Below are 16,713 nucleotides of genomic sequence, written 5' to 3' on the forward strand. Positions count from 1 at the left end.
GAGTCTAAACGGATATCACATCCTATTGGAAAGCATCTGGGCAGTTGCATGTACTTTAAAAATTTTCCCCAAGGAAACTTTCTGGGCTCCTAAGCCAACGCTTCGGCTGAACAACCTGCAAAGCATTTATGGCGCGCTGTGACGTATGTCCGTGTGCGGCAGCCATCATTATTCCGCGATGAGTGAACCGGGTCATTTAGGGGGAGCTATGGGGTTCATCAACCGTGATTTAAAGAATGGGAGATTGGCCCCGAAAGGAGGCAAGTTGGCGAATTTACCAGAGGTTCTGTGGTATAATACTTTCTTTAGAGAATCGTGCGGTGACGAGCGGGTCACGAAGTGAATCAAGGTTTGCAGCATTTCATGAAAGGGGAGCATCAGATGAACGGAAACGAAGCGGAAAGCGGGTCTTTGCTGCCCGAAATACCTACAGGGGAAAGAAAAATCGAGCACGTGCGCCTGTGCTTGAACGAAGATGTGGGCAGTGGCGTAACCTCCGGCCTGGAGCAGTACCGCTTTCGCCACTGTGCGCTGCCGGAGATCGGCTTCGAGGAGATTTCCCTCGAAGCCTCCTTCCTCGGGCGGACGCTCCGGACGCCGCTCCTGATCAGCTCCATGACAGGCGGAAGCGAAGCGACCGGGGCGATCAACGCCCGCCTGGCTGCCGTCGCCGAGCGGCGCGGCTGGGCGCTTGGGGTCGGCTCGGTCCGCGCGGCGGTGGAGAAGGAGGAGCTCGCACCGACCTTCCGTGTGCGCACGCATGCGCCGACGATCCCGGTGATCGCGAACCTGGGCGCGGTCCAGCTGAACTACGGCTTCGGCGTGGAACAGTGCGAACGAGCCGTCGATATCGCCGGAGCGGACATGCTCGTGCTGCACCTGAACAGCCTGCAGGAGGTGTTTCAGCCGGAGGGGAACACGAATTTCAGCGGGCTGCTGACCCGGATCGGAGAGGTGTGCCGCCTGCTGGACGTGCCGGTCGGCGTCAAGGAGGTCGGCTGGGGCATCGACGGGGATACGGCGGCGCGGCTGTACGACGCCGGCGCGGCCTTCGTCGATGTGGCCGGCGCCGGCGGGACTTCGTGGAGCCAGGTCGAGAAGTTCCGCAGCCGGGACGCGGTGCGGCGCCGGGCAGCGGAGGCGTTCGCGGGCTGGGGCATCCCGACCGCGGAATGCATTGCCGAGGTGCGGGCGGTATCCCCGCACGGAGGGCTGATCGGCAGCGGCGGGCTGCAGGGCGGCGTGGACGCCGCCAAGGCGCTGGCGCTCGGCGCCGATCTCGCGGGCTTTGGCCGCAGCCTGCTCGGCCCGGCCGTCTCGTCCGAGCAGGCGCTGGATGAGGCGCTGGCGCAGGTCGAGTTCGAGCTGCGCACCGCGATGTTCGGCATTGGCGCGGCGGACGTCGCCGCGCTGAAGGGTACGCGCCGGCTGGTGCGTACCCGGTCCTGACCCGGGCGGCGGACCGCAGCCCCCAGGCCGCAGGCAGCTGGATGATGGCAAAAAGCAAACAATCAACCAAAGGCCCATTTTTCTCATCGGAAATTAGGCCTTTTTTGCTGCCCTTATGGGTGTTCCCGCGTTCCGTGCGGCGATCGATCCAAAAAATTTATATAATATTTACCAAAAAAAGTTTTGCCTTCGTTTCTGCCTGCCCTTATATTAAGAGTAAAAATAACGTAAAATGTTCGCCTTTAGGACATGAAGGTTGTTGAATTGATGTAAAGGGGAAGGTGACTCTGCTTTGAAGAAATCCATTTTTCAGTTAAACACAAGAACCGTGGTGACGATAGGCATCGGTGCGGCCCTCTATGGAGCCACCAGCTTTATTGGAATTCCCGTGGGACCCGATACCTCGCTGCGTCCGGCGATTGCGCTGCTGGCGATTTTTGGCGCCCTGTTCGGCCCGGTAGTCGGGTTTATCGCAGGGCTGATCGGCCACGTGCTGAACGACCTGCTCACCAGCGGTACGGTATGGTGGGGCTGGGCGCTCGGTTCCGGCATTACAGCCGCATTTATGGGACTCATTTACTTATCCAAAGGGTTTGACCCGCAGAACGGTACATACAAAGGAAAACATATCGGCCTGTTCATCGTATACGGCGTCGTCGGCATCATTCTGTCGCTGCTTTTCTCGGGATGGTTTGACATCACGTTTATGGGCGAGCCGTCGGATAAGCTGCTGGTGCAGGTTACGGCCGCTTCGATTTCGAATATCGTCGTCTTTTTGGTGCTCGGGGTTCCGGCTGTGATCGGATTTGCCCGCAGAAACGCCAAAGTCAGCAATTTAAGCGTCAACGAGTAGGTGCTTGGCAGAGCGCCACAGGATAGGAGATTTACGTCATGATGCAGCCGATCATCTCGTTTCAACAGTACAGCTTTAAATATAAAAATCAGTCGGAGCCCACGCTGAAGGACATTACGCTGGACATTTATCCCGGAGAAAAGATCTGGATCGCCGGTCCCAGCGGCTCCGGCAAATCGACCTTGGCCCATTGTATCAATGGGCTTATTCCTTTTACCTACGGCGGAGACATTCGCGGTAGTCTGAGTATTGCCGGACGGAATCCCGCCGAATTGAGCATTTTCGAACTGAGCCGCACGGTGGGGACGATTTTGCAGGACCAGGACTCCCAGTTCGTGGGCTTAAGTGTGGCCGAGGACGTGGCGTTTGTCATGGAAAATAAAGCGATGCCCCGCGAGCAAATGAAGCGGGAAACCGCCGCTTCCCTGGAGCGGGTCGGCATGCTGGAATATATCGACCACAGTCCTTACGAGCTGTCGGGCGGACAGAAGCAGAGCGTGTCCCTGGCCGGTGTGTTGTCGACGGATGCGGAGGTGCTGCTGTTCGACGAGCCGCTGGCCAACCTCGATCCGGCAGGCGGGCGCAAAGCGATGCAGCTTATCGACGATATCCACCGGCAGGGCGGCAAAACGGTTATCATCATCGAGCACCGGGTGGAGGATGTGCTGCAGCAGCCGATCGACCGGATCGTGCTGATGAAGGATGGAGGCATCGAGGCGGTCGGTACGCCGGACGAGATTCTGGCGTCCGGCCTGCTGCGCGGCTGCGGCTTGCGGCCGCCGCTGTATGTCGATGCGCTACGGTATGCCGGCGTATCCCTGGACTGTGTTCAAGGCCTCAGCCGGCCACAGCCGCTGGGCATTCCCGGCCTTGGTGAGCGGCTGGATGGATGGAGCAAACAAGCAGCTGCCGGGGCGCCGTCACAGCTAGCAGAACCGCTGCTGGACGTACGCGGGCTGACCTTCGGGTATGAGTCCGGGCAGCCGGTTCTCAAGGATGTATCGCTGCAAGTCGGCGCCGGAGAAATCATTGCGCTCCTGGGGAACAACGGGGCGGGCAAATCGACGCTGTCCCAGCTGATTACGGGCATTCTGAAGCCGCAGTCCGGCTCAATGCGGTATGCCGGCCAGGATATGGCCGCGTGGTCGATCCGCCGCCGGGGTGAAGCGATCGGCTATGTGATGCAGAACCCGAACCGGATGATCACGCAGCATATGATCGCGGACGAGGTTGGCCTCGGCCTGAAGGTCCGCGGCGTGCCCGCCGCTGAGATCAAGGAGCGGGTCGCGGGCGTCCTGCAGACCTGCGGTCTGTATCCTTTCCGCAACTGGCCCGTTTCCGCGCTCAGCTACGGCCAGAAGAAGCGGCTCAGCATCGCCGCGATTCTCGTGCTGGCGCCGAAGCTGATGATATTGGATGAGCCCACGGCCGGCCAGGATTATCGGCATTACCAGGAGTTTATGGATTTTATCGAGCAATTGGCCGGACAAGGCATCGCATTTCTGCTCATTACGCACGACATGTATCTGGCTTTGGAGTACGCGCAGCGCGCCGTGGTGCTCAGCGGGGGCGAGGTGCTCGCCGCCGACACGGTCGCCTCGGTGCTCAGCCGTCCGGAGGTGACGGAGCCGGCCCATTTGAAGGAGACGTCGCTGTCCCTTTTCGCCAAAGCCAACGGCCTGGCTTCGCCGGAGAGGTTTGTGCAGGCTTTTATCAACGCAGAGAAGAAGGGGAAGAAGGGCCATGAATAGAACGGGCAGCCTCTATGTCACGGGGAACTCGCTGTTTCATCGGCTGGACGGAGCGGTCAAGCTGGTGCTGTTTATGGCCTGGACGGTCATGACGTACATGTTTTTGGACCTGCGGGTGTTTGTGCTGATGCTGGTTGTCGGGATCGCGCTGCTGGTGACGGCAGGGATTCCTTTTAAAAAGATGGCGTTTTTGTTTTGGCTGATGATTATTTTCACGGTACTGAACGGCATCTTTATTCTGCTCATCACGCCGACCTTCGGCACACGGCTGACGGGGACGGATACGCCGCTGATTCCGCTCGGCTATAACACGGTCAATGCGGAGACGCTTTTTTATGTGCTGACGCTGTCGGCTAAATATTTGACGCTGCTGCCGATTACGATTCTGTGCATTTTTACTACGCAGCCAAGCGCATTTGCCGGCAGTTTGAACCGGATCGGCGTCCCTTATAAAATCGCCTACGCCGTCAGTATTGCCCTCCGCTATATTCCTGATCTGACGGAAGAATTCCGGAGCACGCTGAACTCGATGCAGGCGCGCGGCATGGGGATTACGAAAGAGGACGGCAGCATCGCGCAGCGCCTGCGCAACCTGGCGGCGGTCGTCGTTCCTGTGCTGCAGTCCGCGCTGCACCGGATCGATTCGGTGACGAACGCCATGGAGCTGCGGGGCTTTGGCACGCAGAAGAAGCGCACCTGGTACAGCGGCAAGGAGATGGAAGGGCTGGACTGGACGTTGGCCGTGCTTGGCGTGCTGCTGCTGGCTGTGGGCATTTGGCTGAAGGTGCGGGTGCTGAAAGGATTTTGGTATCCTTTTTAGGGATCGTCTGGCAAATGTTCTGGTAAGGGGCCCGGAGAATCCGGGTCTTTTTCGTCGAAAGCTTGATTGCCTGCGTCTGCGGCATTGGTTTTCGCAGCTTTCATTCATTTTGCCGCCTTTTCGTTTTTCACACGATCGCTGCATCTTTATCCTTACGCACTTTACGCTCACCGGTTCGGTTCATCCCAGCAGCAGGGCGAAAAGAAGGCTTAAGCCGGGCATCCGATAGTAAAGTCCAATCCTTGCCGCTCCGGGGGTTCTAATATATAATGGGTAGGATTGAGAGACGTCTGTTTAACTATTACCTAAATAGGAGTTGTCATATAAATGGCTTTGAAAGCAGGGATCGTTGGACTGCCGAACGTCGGCAAATCCACGTTGTTTAACGCAATTACCCAGGCGGGCGCCGAGTCCGCCAACTATCCGTTCTGTACGATTGATCCAAACGTCGGGGTTGTCGAAGTTCCGGACGAGCGTCTGGATAAGCTGACCGAGCTGGTGCAGCCGAACAAAACCGTACCGACCGCTTTTGAGTTCGTCGATATCGCCGGCCTGGTCCGCGGCGCGAGCAAAGGGGAAGGTCTGGGCAACAAGTTCCTCGCCCATATCCGCGAGGTGGATGCGATCGTGCACGTGGTGCGCTGCTTCGAGGACGAGAACATCACGCACGTGGACGGCAAGGTCAACCCGGTCAGCGACATTCAAACCATCAACCTGGAGCTGATCCTGGCCGACCTGGAGAGCGTGGAGAAGCGCATCGACCGTTCGCGCAAAAACATGAAGGGCGGCAACAAGCAGTACGCCCAGGAAGTTGAAGTGCTGGAGCGCCTGAAAGAAGCGCTGTACAATGATCAGCCGGCCCGCAGCGTGGAGCTGTCGGACGAAGAGAAAGTGATCGTGCGCGATCTGCACCTGCTGACCCTGAAGCCGGTTCTGTACGCGGCCAATGTCAGCGAGGACGGCGTGGCTGACGCGGACAGCAATCCGTACGTGCAGCAGGTCAAGGACTTTGCGGCAGGCGAGAACGCCGAAGTCGTTCCGATCAGTGCCAAGGTCGAGGCGGAAATCGCCGAGCTGGAAGGGGAAGACAAGGAAATGTTCCTGGAGGAGCTCGGTCTCGAAGAGTCCGGCCTGAACCGTCTGATCAAGGCGGCTTACCGCCTGCTCGGCCTGTACACGTACTTTACGGCAGGCGTGCAGGAAGTGCGCGCGTGGACGATCCGCAAAGGAACGAAGGCGCCGCAGGCAGCCGGCGTTATCCACACCGATTTTGAGCGCGGCTTTATTCGTGCCGAAGTGGTCTCCTACGACGACCTGGTCGCCGCCGGTACCATGAACGCCGCGAAGGAACGCGGCCAGCTTCGCCTGGAGGGCAAAGATTATGTCGTTGCGGACGGCGACGTAATGCATTTCCGTTTCAACGTGTAAACGTGTAACGGATGCGAACATTTGGATTTCGAGTAAGCAGATAGTCAACGTAAAACCGCCATTCCCCGGGTAACCCTTGGAATGGCGGTTTTTTGGTAGGGCTGAGTGGTCGGTTATCCCCGTCCTACCCAGCGCGAAAGGCCGATTATCGCTTGAGCCTGCGACGATCACAGTCCCTTAATGATTCACGGTAATGCTGCCGTTGGACGTGGCCAGCCCCACAGTATACTGCCCGTCTCCCAATGTGGCCGTGGCGCGGGAGTCGCTCTCATCCACCCAGCCGATGTTGCCCTTGATGGAGGAGTTGGACGTCTTGGCGGTCAGCTTGGCGCTGGCGTCCTCGGAAACGGTCAGGTTAATGCTGCCGTTTGAGGTTTTCACGTCCCAATTGCCGGCGATGCCGCTATCGCCCCGAACGGCACCATTGCTGGTCCGGATGTAGACCGGGCCGCCAAGCTGGTTTGCCGTCACCGTACCGTTGTTGGTCACCAGCTCGGAAGGGCCGCTGATGTTCGCAGCTACGATCCGGCCGTTGCTGGTCTTGGCCGACACCTTGCCCTGAATATCCTTTACGTTCAGAGTGCCGTTCGACGTCACGGCCGTCAGTCCGGCATGAAGCCCGGAAGCGTCGATGGTGGAATTTTTCGTATGCACTTCCACTTCGACTGACTCCGGAACCTGGAGGTTAAAGTAATCTTCAGGCATCGCCCAGCCGCCGATCAGGACGATATCCGGCTGGTGTTTATCCAGTGTCAGGGTCAGCGTGTCCCCCGACGTTTCCGACTTCCAGTGCTGCTTCGTCCATTTGTCGGCATTGGCCTGGGAGGATTCGGTGCGAACGCGGACTTTTCCCTCATAGGCAATATTCGAGCCTTGAGCTTCCGTTACGTTGACCTTGCCGCTGTCGAGGAAAACTTCCACCCGCTTGATCTCTCCCTGCGCCGGAACCGATCCCTGCACGGCGCTGAGGTAACCCTTGTTAAAGAGGAACGTCCAGTCGGGGTAAATCGCCTGGGCTCCACTGACAATCAGAAGCAGAATCAGGATCGTGACGCTTCCGCCGCCCAGACGAACCCGCTGGTTGGCGTGCACGACATTGGAAATGACAACTTCAATGCCGAGCAGGATGAGCAGGGTGGGCCATACGTATTTCAGAACTTCAAAGCTGATGAACTGATTCATTTGAAGAATGACGATGACCCCAAGGCCGATCAATCCGATGGCGGTGGTCCATTTGCCGATCTTTCGGACCGGCGGGCGCGTCTCAAGCGGTGCGGTCACAGATGCTCACTTCCCTTATGGTTTGGTCTTTTGCCAAGCAGCCACATGCCGTAAACGATCAGGCCGACAGCCAGCAGCACGCTGGTAATATTGCGGTTCAGCAGCCATTCCCACAGGCCGGGGAAGACGCCGACGAGGAGGACGAGAATGCCCATGCCGATGCAGGTCGCCCCGATCCAAAACGGATGGACCGCCGATTCCTTCTGATATCCGTTCATTTGAATCCAGTCACGCTCGGTCCAAGGATAGCCGAAGGTATCCTGGCCCATCATCATACGCTCATGCTCCATGGCCGCGGCTTTCATCCAGCTCGCCTTTTGCAGGGCGTCAAACAGCTGGTAGAACCACAAAATCGCCAGAGCGAACGGAAACAGCATCGGAATCGACGGGATGAGGATGATGCAGACGCAGGCGCCGATCATGTACTGCAGTCCCTGTTTGGCGAATCCTAAATATAAATGGCCGAGGCCGGGAATCATGGACAACATAAACGTGAGCCATCTACTTTTTCTAATCATGGGTTACCCTCCTTAAATATGTGCTCCATTCGTGTGGATAAATGCTGCGTGGCCTCCGTCAGCCCGTTCCCCAGATGCTCGAAAATCCCGAATTGGAATAGGCAAAAGGTCAGGCAGGCCGCAAGGCCGAAATGGGCCAGCTTGGATTTCTGCGACTCGCGGGGCCGGCTTCTTGGCAGCGATCTTACCGCCAGCGGCGGCATTTGACGGACTTCCTCCATCACGCCGGCAACGATATCCGGCATATCCATGACCGGACCGGGATTCTCCCAAATTTGGGATATCTCCGTAATTTCCTGGTACCAAGCCTGGCATTCCGGACACTGGTTCAAATGCTTTTCGATCAAGAGGGAGGTTTCGGGCGGCAGTTCATGGGCGGCGTAAGCGGCCATCTGGTATTGAATGAGTTCGCATTTCACCTGAGCTCCTCTCCTTTCTGACGCATCATTTGTCTGGCACGGTATAATTGGGACTCAACGGTTTTGGCGGTAATGCCCCGCCTCTTGGCAATCTCCTGATAGGAGCATTGTTCAAAATAATACATCTGCACGGCCGACTTATACGGCTCCTGCAGCTCATCGACGATTTGACGGATCCGGCTGTTCGTCTCTTCGGAGAGGACGATCTTCTCGGGTGTCTCGGCGGTTACCCAATCGTTTTCGCTAACCTCTCCCATCGTCCTTCGCGCCTGTTCCCTTTGGTGGGCCCTTTTCCAGTCCAGGCACTTCCGGACGGCGATTTGATACAGCCAGGTGGAGAAGGAGGATTCTTCCCGAAAAGCAGGCAGGGCCGAATATGCCTTAAGGAAAATGTCCTGCGACAAATCTTTCGCCGAGACGCTGTCGGCGGTCATTTTCAGGCATACGTGGTATACCATGCTCTGGTACCGCTGCACCAGAAATTTATAGGCTTCCGGATGGCCGGCTTTGACCGCCCGGATCCACTGCAACTCTTCTTCCAGTCTTCTCCCCTCCTCCCGATACGTTAAGTTAGACGCCGCATGTCGAGGCATCCCTGCAAAGTTTTTTAAAAAATTTATTCAGCCGTTTTGGCGCCATCTGGCGGCATGTTCCCGGGACAGGCGGATGAACTCCCCAAGGGCCGGAGACAGCCACTTTCCGGGATGGTACAGCATTTGCGTGGCCACTTGGCAGGGGCTGTCGTCCCAAGGGAGCCGGATGAGCCGGCCGGAGGACAGCTCGTCCTTGACCGCAATGGCGGGCAGCAGGGAGATGCCGAGACCGGACATGACGCAGTGCTTGATCGTCTCGATGCTCCAGAACTCCAGGTCGCTGCTGCTGTAGATCGCGTGGCTGTTTAAATGCTGTTCGAGCAGCAGGCGGTAGCTGCAGTCCGATTCGGTATGGATAAAAGAAACGTCTTTCAAGTCCAGAGTATCAACCTGCGGCAGCAGGGTCAGGGGATGCGCCGGCGGCGCGATGAGCGCCATCGGCTCATGGATGAGTGTCTCCGACTGCAAGTGCGGGTCATCCGCTTCCGGCTCCAGCACGAACACCAGGTCCATATCGCCGGACAGGGCCAGTTTCTTGAGCTCCTTGCAGCCGGCGGGCCGGAGAATGATCTTCACGTCCGGGTACAGCTCCGTGTATTCCTTAATAATGTCCGGGAGGCGGAAGGCCGCAAGGGACTCGGGTGCGCCGATGTTCAGCGTCCCGGATGGCAGGGTTGCGCCAGCGGACATTTCGGCCAGCGCCCGGTCGTGCAGCTCCAGCAGCTGGATGGCATAGGGCAGCAGGCGCTCGCCTGCGGATGTAAGCTGTACCTTTTTCCCAAGACGGTCAAACAGCTTCGAGCCGACTTCCTCCTCCAGCGCCTGGATTTGCGCCGTGACGCTCGATTGGGCGTAGGACAGGATTTCGGCGGCTTTGGTAAAGCCATGCGTATCCGCAACGGTTCGGAAGGTGTGCAAGTGTTTTAAGTCCATCAATAATCCTCCATGATGCGAAATATGAATTCGTGGCAATCATCATCTATCGGTTCTCCCGATGGAAACGATCAAAATAATCTGTTTTACCTATTCATCTATTATCTGTTAAGCTGTGAGCACTGCACAACCCTAGAATGACCGGTAATCCCTGCCGGTTACACCATTAACAGCAGATAGGATGATCAAATATATGGCTTCATTAGAAAAGACCTCATTCGAAAAGACTTCTACAGCATCACACTTAACCTCTTCCATTCGGCTGCCTCAAGCCATCGCTTTATATATCGGTTCAGTGCTCGGATCCGGTATCCTGATCGTGCCGGGGCTCGCCGCGCATATCGCGGGTCCGGCCTCGCTCCTGTCCTGGGGGCTCATGACGCTGCTCGTCCTGCCGATGGCCCTTGTCATGGGGCTGCTGTCGGCGCGTTACCCCGATGCCGGGGGCGTGTCCTCGTTTGTCTCCAGAGCATATGGAACCAAAGCCGGGACGCTGGTCGGCTGGTTTTTCCTCATGTCGGTGCCGATAGGCGCACCGGTAGCAGCGTTGACGGGAGCAGGGTATATGACGGCTGCCTTTGGTCTGGGGGACGGCGCCAGAATCGCCATCGCCGCGCTGATGCTGGCCGTGTCCCTGTTCATCAACGTCTTTGGGATGAAGCTGGCCGGCAGCGTGCAAATCGTCGTCGTATCGGCGATCGTGCTGGTGCTCATCCTGGCGATATCCGGTTCTTTTCCCCATATGGAAGCAAGGCATTTCACGCCCTTTATGCCGGAAGGGTGGATCAGCGTCGGCCAAAGTGCGGCCATTCTGTTCTGGTGCTTTATCGGCTGGGAGGCGGTATCGCATTTGTCCGAGGAGTTCGTGGACCCGAAACGGGCGGCGGTGCAGGGCGTGACGGTTGCGGCCATCATCGTCGGCGTGCTGTATTTTCTGACAGCTTTGGCAACAGTGGGAACGCACAGCTATGGGGGAAGCGGGTCGGACGTATCGCTGCTGCTGGTTATTGAAAAACTGCTCGGTCCGGCCGGGGCCGTTATCGCGGGCTTGACGGGGATGTTTATTTGCACGGCCACGGTCATTTCGTATACCGGCGCCTCGTCGAGGCTGGCTTATGCGCTAGCCCGGGAAGGAAAGGCGCCGGCCTGGATGGGGAAGATGTCGTCCCGATTCCAGACGCCTGTCGGGGGACTGGGCTTTCTGGCGGGCTGTTTCGTGCTCGTGCTCGTTCTGTACGGAACCGGCGCGGTGTCACTGACCACGCTGATTACGCTCCCCAATGCTACGTTTATTTTGACGTATCTGGGCGGCTGCGCAGCCGGGATCCGGCTGCTGAAAGGGCAGCGGTGGGGACGGACGGTCAGCTGGCTGTCCTTTATCCTCACGGCGGCGGTGTTTCCGTTCGTCGGGTGGGCGATCTTGTATCCGCTGGTCATTTGCGGCGTTTATTTTTTGGTAAGTATAGGGCGGAAAAACAAAGCGCAAGCTTAACATAAACAGGCTTTCGGCTATCCTGTTCACCCATGTCGGCTATGGTAAATATGCGCGCACCGTGGTATAATAAAAAGTCGTCTACCCTCTATTTTGATAGAGAGCAGCGATAACGATCAGAGCATATATATACCTAGTGTATTTTTTAAATAGGAGAGGTGAATCCCAGTGTTGGACCGATTGCAATCCTTGGCGGACCGTTATGAGAAGCTTAGTGAACTGCTTTGCGATCCTGACGTTGCGAACGACAGTAAGCGACTGCGGGAATATTCCAAAGAACAATCCGATTTGCAGCCTGCATATGAGGCTTATACCGAATATAAATCCGTTATGGAAGAACTCGAATCCGCCAAAGCGCTTCAGGCTGAGAAGCTGGACGACGAAATGCGTGAAATGGTCAAGATGGAAATCGAGGAACTGACCCAGCGCCGTACCGAGCTGGAGGAGCGCATCCGCATTCTGCTCCTGCCGAAGGACCCGAACGACGACAAGAACGTCATCGTGGAGATCCGCGGCGCGGCGGGCGGCGACGAAGCGGCTTTGTTCGCTTCCGACCTGTACCGGATGTACACGCGTTATGCGGATACCCAAGGCTGGCGCGTAGAGCTGATGGACGCCAATACGAACGATCTGGGCGGCTTCAAGGAAGTCATCTTCATGATCAACGGACGCGGCGCCTACAGCAAAATGAAATACGAAAGCGGTGCGCACCGCGTGCAGCGCATCCCGACGACGGAGTCGGGCGGACGGATCCATACCTCCACTTCCACAGTGGCGGTCATGCCGGAAGTTGAAGAGATCGACATCGAAATCCATGACAAGGATATCCGCGTCGATACGTTCTGCTCCAGCGGTGCGGGCGGACAATCCGTCAACACCACGAAATCCGCCGTTCGCGTGACCCATATTCCAACCGGAATCGTGGCCACCTGTCAGGACGGCAAGTCGCAGAACTCGAACAAGGAAAAGGCGCTTCAGGTGCTTCGTGCCCGGATCTTTGATATGATGCGGCAGGAAGAAGAAGCGAAGTATGCCGGTGAGCGGAAGAGCAAAGTGGGTACTGGCGACCGCAGTGAGCGGATCCGCACGTACAACTTCCCGCAGAGCCGGGTGACCGACCACCGCATCGGATTGACGCTGCACAAGCTCGATTCGGTGATGAACGGCGAAATCGAAGAGATCATTTCGGCCCTGAACATTGCGGAGCAGGCGGAAATGATGGATAAAGGGGAATAAGGCTTTGAAGGAAAGCACGTTTGTGATGACGACAAAGCAGAGTATACGGGAAGCCTTTGCGGAGGCTTCCTCTTTTTTAGCGGCGCATGAAGTGATGGAGCCGCAGCGGAACGCCCAGCTGCTGCTGGAGCATGTGCTGGGCCTGTCCGGCGCGGCCTATTACATGGCGCTGCCCGATCCGTTCCCGGCTGAGCGGCAGAAGGCCTGGGAGGAAGTGATTTCCCGCAAGGCGGCGGGCGAACCGGCCCAATACATTATCGGGGAGCAGGAGTTCTACGGCATCCCCTTTCAGGTGACGCCCGCCGTGCTGATCCCGCGGCCCGAGACGGAGCTGCTCGTGGAGGCCGTGCTGCAGCAGGCCGCGCGGCTGTGGCCGCAGGGGGCGGCACCGGCTGAGCGAGCGGCGTCTGCGGTGGAGCAGGAGCCGCCGCAAGGGCAGGGTGCTGGCCGCGTTCCGGGGCCGGCTGACGCGGAGCTGCCGGACCGCGAAGCGGCTCGTCCGGCGGCACAGGGCCGCGCAGCCGCTGCGTCCGGCGGCGATACCGGCACCGCGGACGGCCTGCGCCCGCTGGTCGCGGCCGACATCGGCACCGGCAGCGGCGCCATCGCGGTCACGCTGGCGCTGCACGCCCCGCGCTGGCGCGTCTACGCCAGCGACATCTCGGCGGACGCGCTGCGGGTCGCCGCGCGTAACGCCGAAGCAAACGGCGCCCAGGTCGCCTTCGAAGAAGGCAACCTGCTGGAGCCGTTTGCGGGGCGGCGGGTCGACATCCTGGTGTCGAACCCGCCGTACATTCCTGCGGCCGATATTCCCGGCCTGCAGCCCGAGGTGCGCGACCATGAGCCGCGCACGGCGCTGGACGGCGGAGCGGACGGGCTCGCGCCTTACCGCATCATGATGCAGCAGCTGCCGCTGCTGCAGGAGCCGCCCCGGCTCATCGGATTCGAGCTGGGCATCGGCCAGGCGGGCGAGGTCGCAGACCTGCTCCGCCAGGCGGGCCATTGGGATGAGATTATGATCATCCCGGACCTCGCCGGCATTGACCGCCACGTTATCGGCGTCCGCCGGTGATCCCATTATTTTCTTTTTGACCCAATTTCCTCTACAATGGAACTACCTATGTTTTCCCTGGAGGAAAGGATATGCTGCGCAAACTGAAACAATTGGATTTCGCCGTCATGCTGGTGCTGCTCTGCCTGATGGCATTCAGTCTGACTTCCATATACAGCGTCACCGCCGGCCGGCCCAAAACCGATCATTATTCGGTGCGGATGGCCGTCTATTACGTCATCGGCTTTGCAGGGTTTCTGGCGACTTCGCTCGTCAATTATAAGCTGATGATCAAATATGCACTGTACGTGTATATCTTCGGCCTGATGCTGCTCTTATTCGTCCTGTTTGCCGGTAACGAATACTACGGTGCCCGCGGCTGGCTCACCCTTCCCGGGGGACTCAGCCTGCAGCCGGCCGAGCTGTTCAAGCTGTTCCTGGTCATTTTTCTGTCCAGCCTACTGCTGAGGAAAAATCGAGACCGGTCCCGCGGCCTGTACTTTTGGCGGGATGTCGTTCCGATGGGGCTCCTCACCTTTGTTCCGCTTATGCTGGTGATGGCGCAAAACGACTTGGGTAACGCGCTCTGCTATCTCCTCATTCTGGTAGGGCTCCTGTGGATCGGCGGTATCCGGTATGTCCATGCGCTGATCGGGTTCGCCGTGGCCTTTGCCGCCATCTTCGGCGGAATTCAGGCGTACATTCATTATCATGACGAGGCGGCGAAGTTGTTCAAGTCCATTGGCCGCGAGCATTGGATCGCTCGTTTTGACCCCTGGCTCGTTCCGGACAAAGCTTCCCGTGACGACAGCTGGCAGACCTACAACGCCAAGCTGGCGATCGGGTCGGGCGGTCTGGATGGCAAGGGGTACATGCAGGGGACGACGATCCAGTCCGACGGCCGGGTTCCGCTGGCTTTTGCCGACTCGATCTTCGTCCAGATTGCCGAGGAGTACGGATTTATCGGCTCGTCGGCGCTGCTGCTGCTGTATTTTATTCTGATCCACAGGATGATTCTGATTTCCGCGGACTGCCGCGACCGGGCGGGGCCATACCTGATTACAGGCATTATCACGATGTTCATTTACCAGATTTTTGTCAACATCGGCGCCTTTATCGGTCTGATGCCGCTGACCGGCATTACGCTGCCTTTTATCAGTTATGGCGGCACCTCACTGGTGATCAACATGGTCAGCATCGGGGTGGTGATGAGTGTCCGGATTCACGGGCAGGAGGAAGAGGAGCTGCTCCCGCTGCAGAACGAACCGGCTCCGGCCACAGGGACGGGCAAAATTCTGCGCCTCATCCGGGATGGATTTAACAGGAATTGAATATGGCATGGCTGTTCTATTACAATAGACAGGTACGCATCAGGGGCAACGAGGAGCGGAAGGCTCCGCACAGGAGGATAGCCATGCTTCAAAAGCTGAAAAAAGTGGATTATGTCGTCGTTTTTATTCTTTTGATTTTCATGGGCATCAGCATCATGTCCATTTACAGTGTCACACAGGGGACGAAGTTTGCCGGTTCCCATATTAAAATGATCGAGTTTTACGTGCTTGCCTTCATCGCATTTTTCGGGCTGGTTATCGTCGATTACAAGCTGCTTGTCAAATATGCGCTTTATCTGTATTTGTTCGGGTTGGCCCTGCTCGTTGCGGTTAACTTCATCGGGACCGACGTCAACGGCGCCCAGGGCTGGATCAAGATGGGAAGCTTCAGCTTGCAGCCTGCGGAGCTGTTCAAGCTCATCCTGATTATTTTTCTGACATATATCATTATGCGCAAAAATAAATCGAGGCTCTCGTTCTGGCATGACGTGGTCCCGATCGGACTGCTGACGTTCGTGCCGTTTGCGCTCGTTATGATCCAGAATGACCTCGGGAACGCGCTCAGCTACGTTCTGATTTTGCTCGGACTGCTCTGGATCGGCAACATCAAGTTTTGGCATGCGCTGATTGCGCTGGTGATTTTGGCGGCCGTCGCCGTCGGGGGTATTCTTTCGTATATTCATTTTCACGACAATATTGAGAAGTTTATGAAAGACATCAAACGGGAGCACTGGACCGAGCGGCTCGATCCGTGGCTGGTGCCGGATAAGGCGACGGCCAAGGCGTCCTATCATACGAAAAACGCCAAGCTGGCGATCGCATCCGGCGGCATGGTGGGTGAAGGGTATATGAAAGGGTCCTCGGTTCAATCCGGGCGCGTGCCGTATACTTATTCGGACTCCATTTTCGTGGAAATCGCCGAGGAATTCGGCTTCGTCGGTTCATCGGTCGTGCTGCTGCTCTATTTTATCCTGATCCACCGGATGATTCTGATCTGTCTCGAGTGCCGGGACCGGGCAGGGCCGATTCTGATCGTGGGCATTATCGCAATGATGCTCTATCAGATCTTCGAAAATATCGGCGCCTTTATCGGCCTGATGCCGCTGACCGGGATTACGCTGCCGTTTATCAGTTACGGCGGAACCTCGCTGCTGATCAATATGGCGAGCATCGGTATCGTCATGAGCGTGCGCGTTCATGGGGAGGAAGTGGACGACGAGATGCTGACCCCGGCTAAGGGGACTGCTGCTCAAGGCGGACAGGCGAAAGCCGGCATGTGAAGCTGATGATTTACAAGAAACGACCGTTTTCGACAAGTCCTCGGGCTTGGGAAGGCGGTCTTTTTTTGTGGGTAAGAAGCTCGTAGAAATACTAGATAAGATGAATTCGAGTTTTTCTTTTCATTCCTTGTTTCCAAGGGGAATACCCGTGCCAAAGTTGGATTTCTTTAATTCAATCTATATATAGATTGCTAGGTTTAGACTCTACCATTCCCGGACATACTGAGAACTATCATAGATTTGTTCTGATAGAGAGGGGCCCGGGGAAAATGGAAAAG

15 protein-coding genes are annotated in these 16,713 nt (G+C 57.4%); 10 read left to right on the plus strand and 5 right to left on the minus strand.

Features of this window, described 5'->3' with window-relative positions:
• The first annotated feature begins 381 nt into the window (after positions 1-381).
• From fni to ychF, 5 genes are all read left to right on the plus strand, one after another.
• A complete protein-coding gene (gene fni, locus ABIE48_RS33410; RefSeq protein WP_354520771.1) occupies positions 382-1,449 on the plus strand; it encodes a type 2 isopentenyl-diphosphate Delta-isomerase in 1,068 nt (355 codons plus the stop codon).
• A gap of 292 nt (positions 1,450-1,741) precedes the next feature.
• Positions 1,742-2,302, plus strand: coding sequence for an ECF-type riboflavin transporter substrate-binding protein (locus tag ABIE48_RS33415; protein WP_084204127.1), 561 nt, complete (start codon positions 1,742-1,744; stop codon positions 2,300-2,302).
• A 41-nt stretch (positions 2,303-2,343) separates the two neighbouring features.
• Entirely contained in the window at positions 2,344-4,053 is a 1,710-nt protein-coding gene (locus ABIE48_RS33420; RefSeq protein WP_354520773.1) for an ABC transporter ATP-binding protein, read from the plus strand.
• Complete coding sequence (locus ABIE48_RS33425; RefSeq protein WP_192716710.1) at positions 4,046-4,873, plus strand: energy-coupling factor transporter transmembrane component T family protein; 828 nt, start codon at positions 4,046-4,048, stop codon at positions 4,871-4,873. Before ABIE48_RS33420 ends, ABIE48_RS33425 begins: the two co-directional genes overlap by 8 nt.
• A 327-nt stretch (positions 4,874-5,200) precedes the next feature.
• On the plus strand, positions 5,201-6,301 hold the full coding sequence (gene ychF / locus ABIE48_RS33430) for a redox-regulated ATPase YchF (protein ID WP_076174721.1): 1,101 nt from the start codon (positions 5,201-5,203) through the stop codon (positions 6,299-6,301).
• 177 nt (positions 6,302-6,478) lie between these two features.
• On the opposite strand, the gene ABIE48_RS33435 is transcribed toward ychF, so the two are convergent.
• The 5 genes from ABIE48_RS33435 to ABIE48_RS33455 all read right to left on the minus strand — a co-directional run bounded on the left by ABIE48_RS33435 (position 6,479) and on the right by ABIE48_RS33455 (position 10,045).
• Complete coding sequence (locus ABIE48_RS33435) at positions 6,479-7,582, minus strand: DUF4097 family beta strand repeat-containing protein (protein ID WP_192716709.1); 1,104 nt, start codon at positions 7,580-7,582, stop codon at positions 6,479-6,481.
• Positions 7,579-8,100 carry a hypothetical protein gene (locus ABIE48_RS33440; RefSeq protein WP_076174717.1) on the minus strand — a complete coding sequence of 174 codons (522 nt, stop codon included), beginning with the start codon at positions 8,098-8,100 and terminating at the stop codon, positions 7,579-7,581. The genes ABIE48_RS33435 and ABIE48_RS33440 overlap by 4 nt, the downstream gene beginning before the upstream one ends.
• Positions 8,097-8,519 carry a zf-HC2 domain-containing protein gene (locus ABIE48_RS33445; protein ID WP_192716708.1) on the minus strand — a complete coding sequence of 141 codons (423 nt, stop codon included), beginning with the start codon at positions 8,517-8,519 and terminating at the stop codon, positions 8,097-8,099. Before ABIE48_RS33445 ends, ABIE48_RS33440 begins: the two co-directional genes overlap by 4 nt.
• A complete protein-coding gene (locus ABIE48_RS33450; protein ID WP_163882721.1) occupies positions 8,516-9,049 on the minus strand; it encodes an RNA polymerase sigma factor in 534 nt (177 codons plus the stop codon). The genes ABIE48_RS33445 and ABIE48_RS33450 overlap by 4 nt, the downstream gene beginning before the upstream one ends.
• Positions 9,050-9,139: 90 nt before the next feature.
• Entirely contained in the window at positions 9,140-10,045 is a 906-nt protein-coding gene (locus tag ABIE48_RS33455; protein WP_192716707.1) for a LysR family transcriptional regulator, read from the minus strand.
• 193 nt (positions 10,046-10,238) lie between these two features.
• Here ABIE48_RS33455 and ABIE48_RS33460 point away from each other — a divergent pair, with 193 nt between their 5' ends.
• The 5 genes from ABIE48_RS33460 (at position 10,239) to ABIE48_RS33480 (ending at position 16,435) form a co-directional block, all read left to right on the plus strand.
• Positions 10,239-11,537, plus strand: coding sequence for an amino acid permease (locus ABIE48_RS33460; protein WP_152399956.1), 1,299 nt, complete (start codon positions 10,239-10,241; stop codon positions 11,535-11,537).
• A gap of 168 nt (positions 11,538-11,705) precedes the next feature.
• Entirely contained in the window at positions 11,706-12,773 is a 1,068-nt protein-coding gene (gene prfA, locus ABIE48_RS33465) for a peptide chain release factor 1 (RefSeq protein ID WP_076174707.1), read from the plus strand.
• A 25-nt stretch (positions 12,774-12,798) separates the two neighbouring features.
• A complete protein-coding gene (locus ABIE48_RS33470; RefSeq protein ID WP_192716924.1) occupies positions 12,799-13,845 on the plus strand; it encodes a HemK/PrmC family methyltransferase in 1,047 nt (348 codons plus the stop codon).
• A 71-nt stretch (positions 13,846-13,916) separates the two neighbouring features.
• Entirely contained in the window at positions 13,917-15,155 is a 1,239-nt protein-coding gene (locus tag ABIE48_RS33475) for an FtsW/RodA/SpoVE family cell cycle protein (RefSeq protein WP_192716706.1), read from the plus strand.
• Between the two features lie 83 nt (positions 15,156-15,238).
• Positions 15,239-16,435, plus strand: coding sequence for an FtsW/RodA/SpoVE family cell cycle protein (locus tag ABIE48_RS33480; RefSeq protein ID WP_192716705.1), 1,197 nt, complete (start codon positions 15,239-15,241; stop codon positions 16,433-16,435).
• The last annotated feature ends 278 nt before the right edge of the window (positions 16,436-16,713 follow it).

Origin of the sequence: Paenibacillus sp. OAE614 (genome assembly GCF_040546645.1) — a bacterium.
GTDB classification, from domain to species: Bacteria; Bacillota; Bacilli; order Paenibacillales; family Paenibacillaceae; genus Paenibacillus_AQ; species Paenibacillus_AQ favisporus.

Coding starts and splice junctions, on each gene's coding strand:
- fni (WP_354520771.1), top strand. CDS start 382: ATGAACGGAAACGAAGCGGAAAGCGGGTCTTTGCTGCCCGAAATACCT.
- ABIE48_RS33420 (WP_354520773.1), top strand. CDS start 2,344: ATGCAGCCGATCATCTCGTTTCAACAGTACAGCTTTAAATATAAAAAT.
- ABIE48_RS33425 (WP_192716710.1), top strand. CDS start 4,046: ATGAATAGAACGGGCAGCCTCTATGTCACGGGGAACTCGCTGTTTCAT.
- ychF (WP_076174721.1), top strand. CDS start 5,201: ATGGCTTTGAAAGCAGGGATCGTTGGACTGCCGAACGTCGGCAAATCC.
- ABIE48_RS33440 (WP_076174717.1), bottom strand. CDS start 8,100: ATGATTAGAAAAAGTAGATGGCTCACGTTTATGTTGTCCATGATTCCC.
- ABIE48_RS33455 (WP_192716707.1), bottom strand. CDS start 10,045: ATGGACTTAAAACACTTGCACACCTTCCGAACCGTTGCGGATACGCAT.
- ABIE48_RS33460 (WP_152399956.1), top strand. CDS start 10,239: ATGGCTTCATTAGAAAAGACCTCATTCGAAAAGACTTCTACAGCATCA.
- ABIE48_RS33470 (WP_192716924.1), top strand. CDS start 12,799: ATGACGACAAAGCAGAGTATACGGGAAGCCTTTGCGGAGGCTTCCTCT.
- ABIE48_RS33475 (WP_192716706.1), top strand. CDS start 13,917: ATGCTGCGCAAACTGAAACAATTGGATTTCGCCGTCATGCTGGTGCTG.
- ABIE48_RS33480 (WP_192716705.1), top strand. CDS start 15,239: ATGCTTCAAAAGCTGAAAAAAGTGGATTATGTCGTCGTTTTTATTCTT.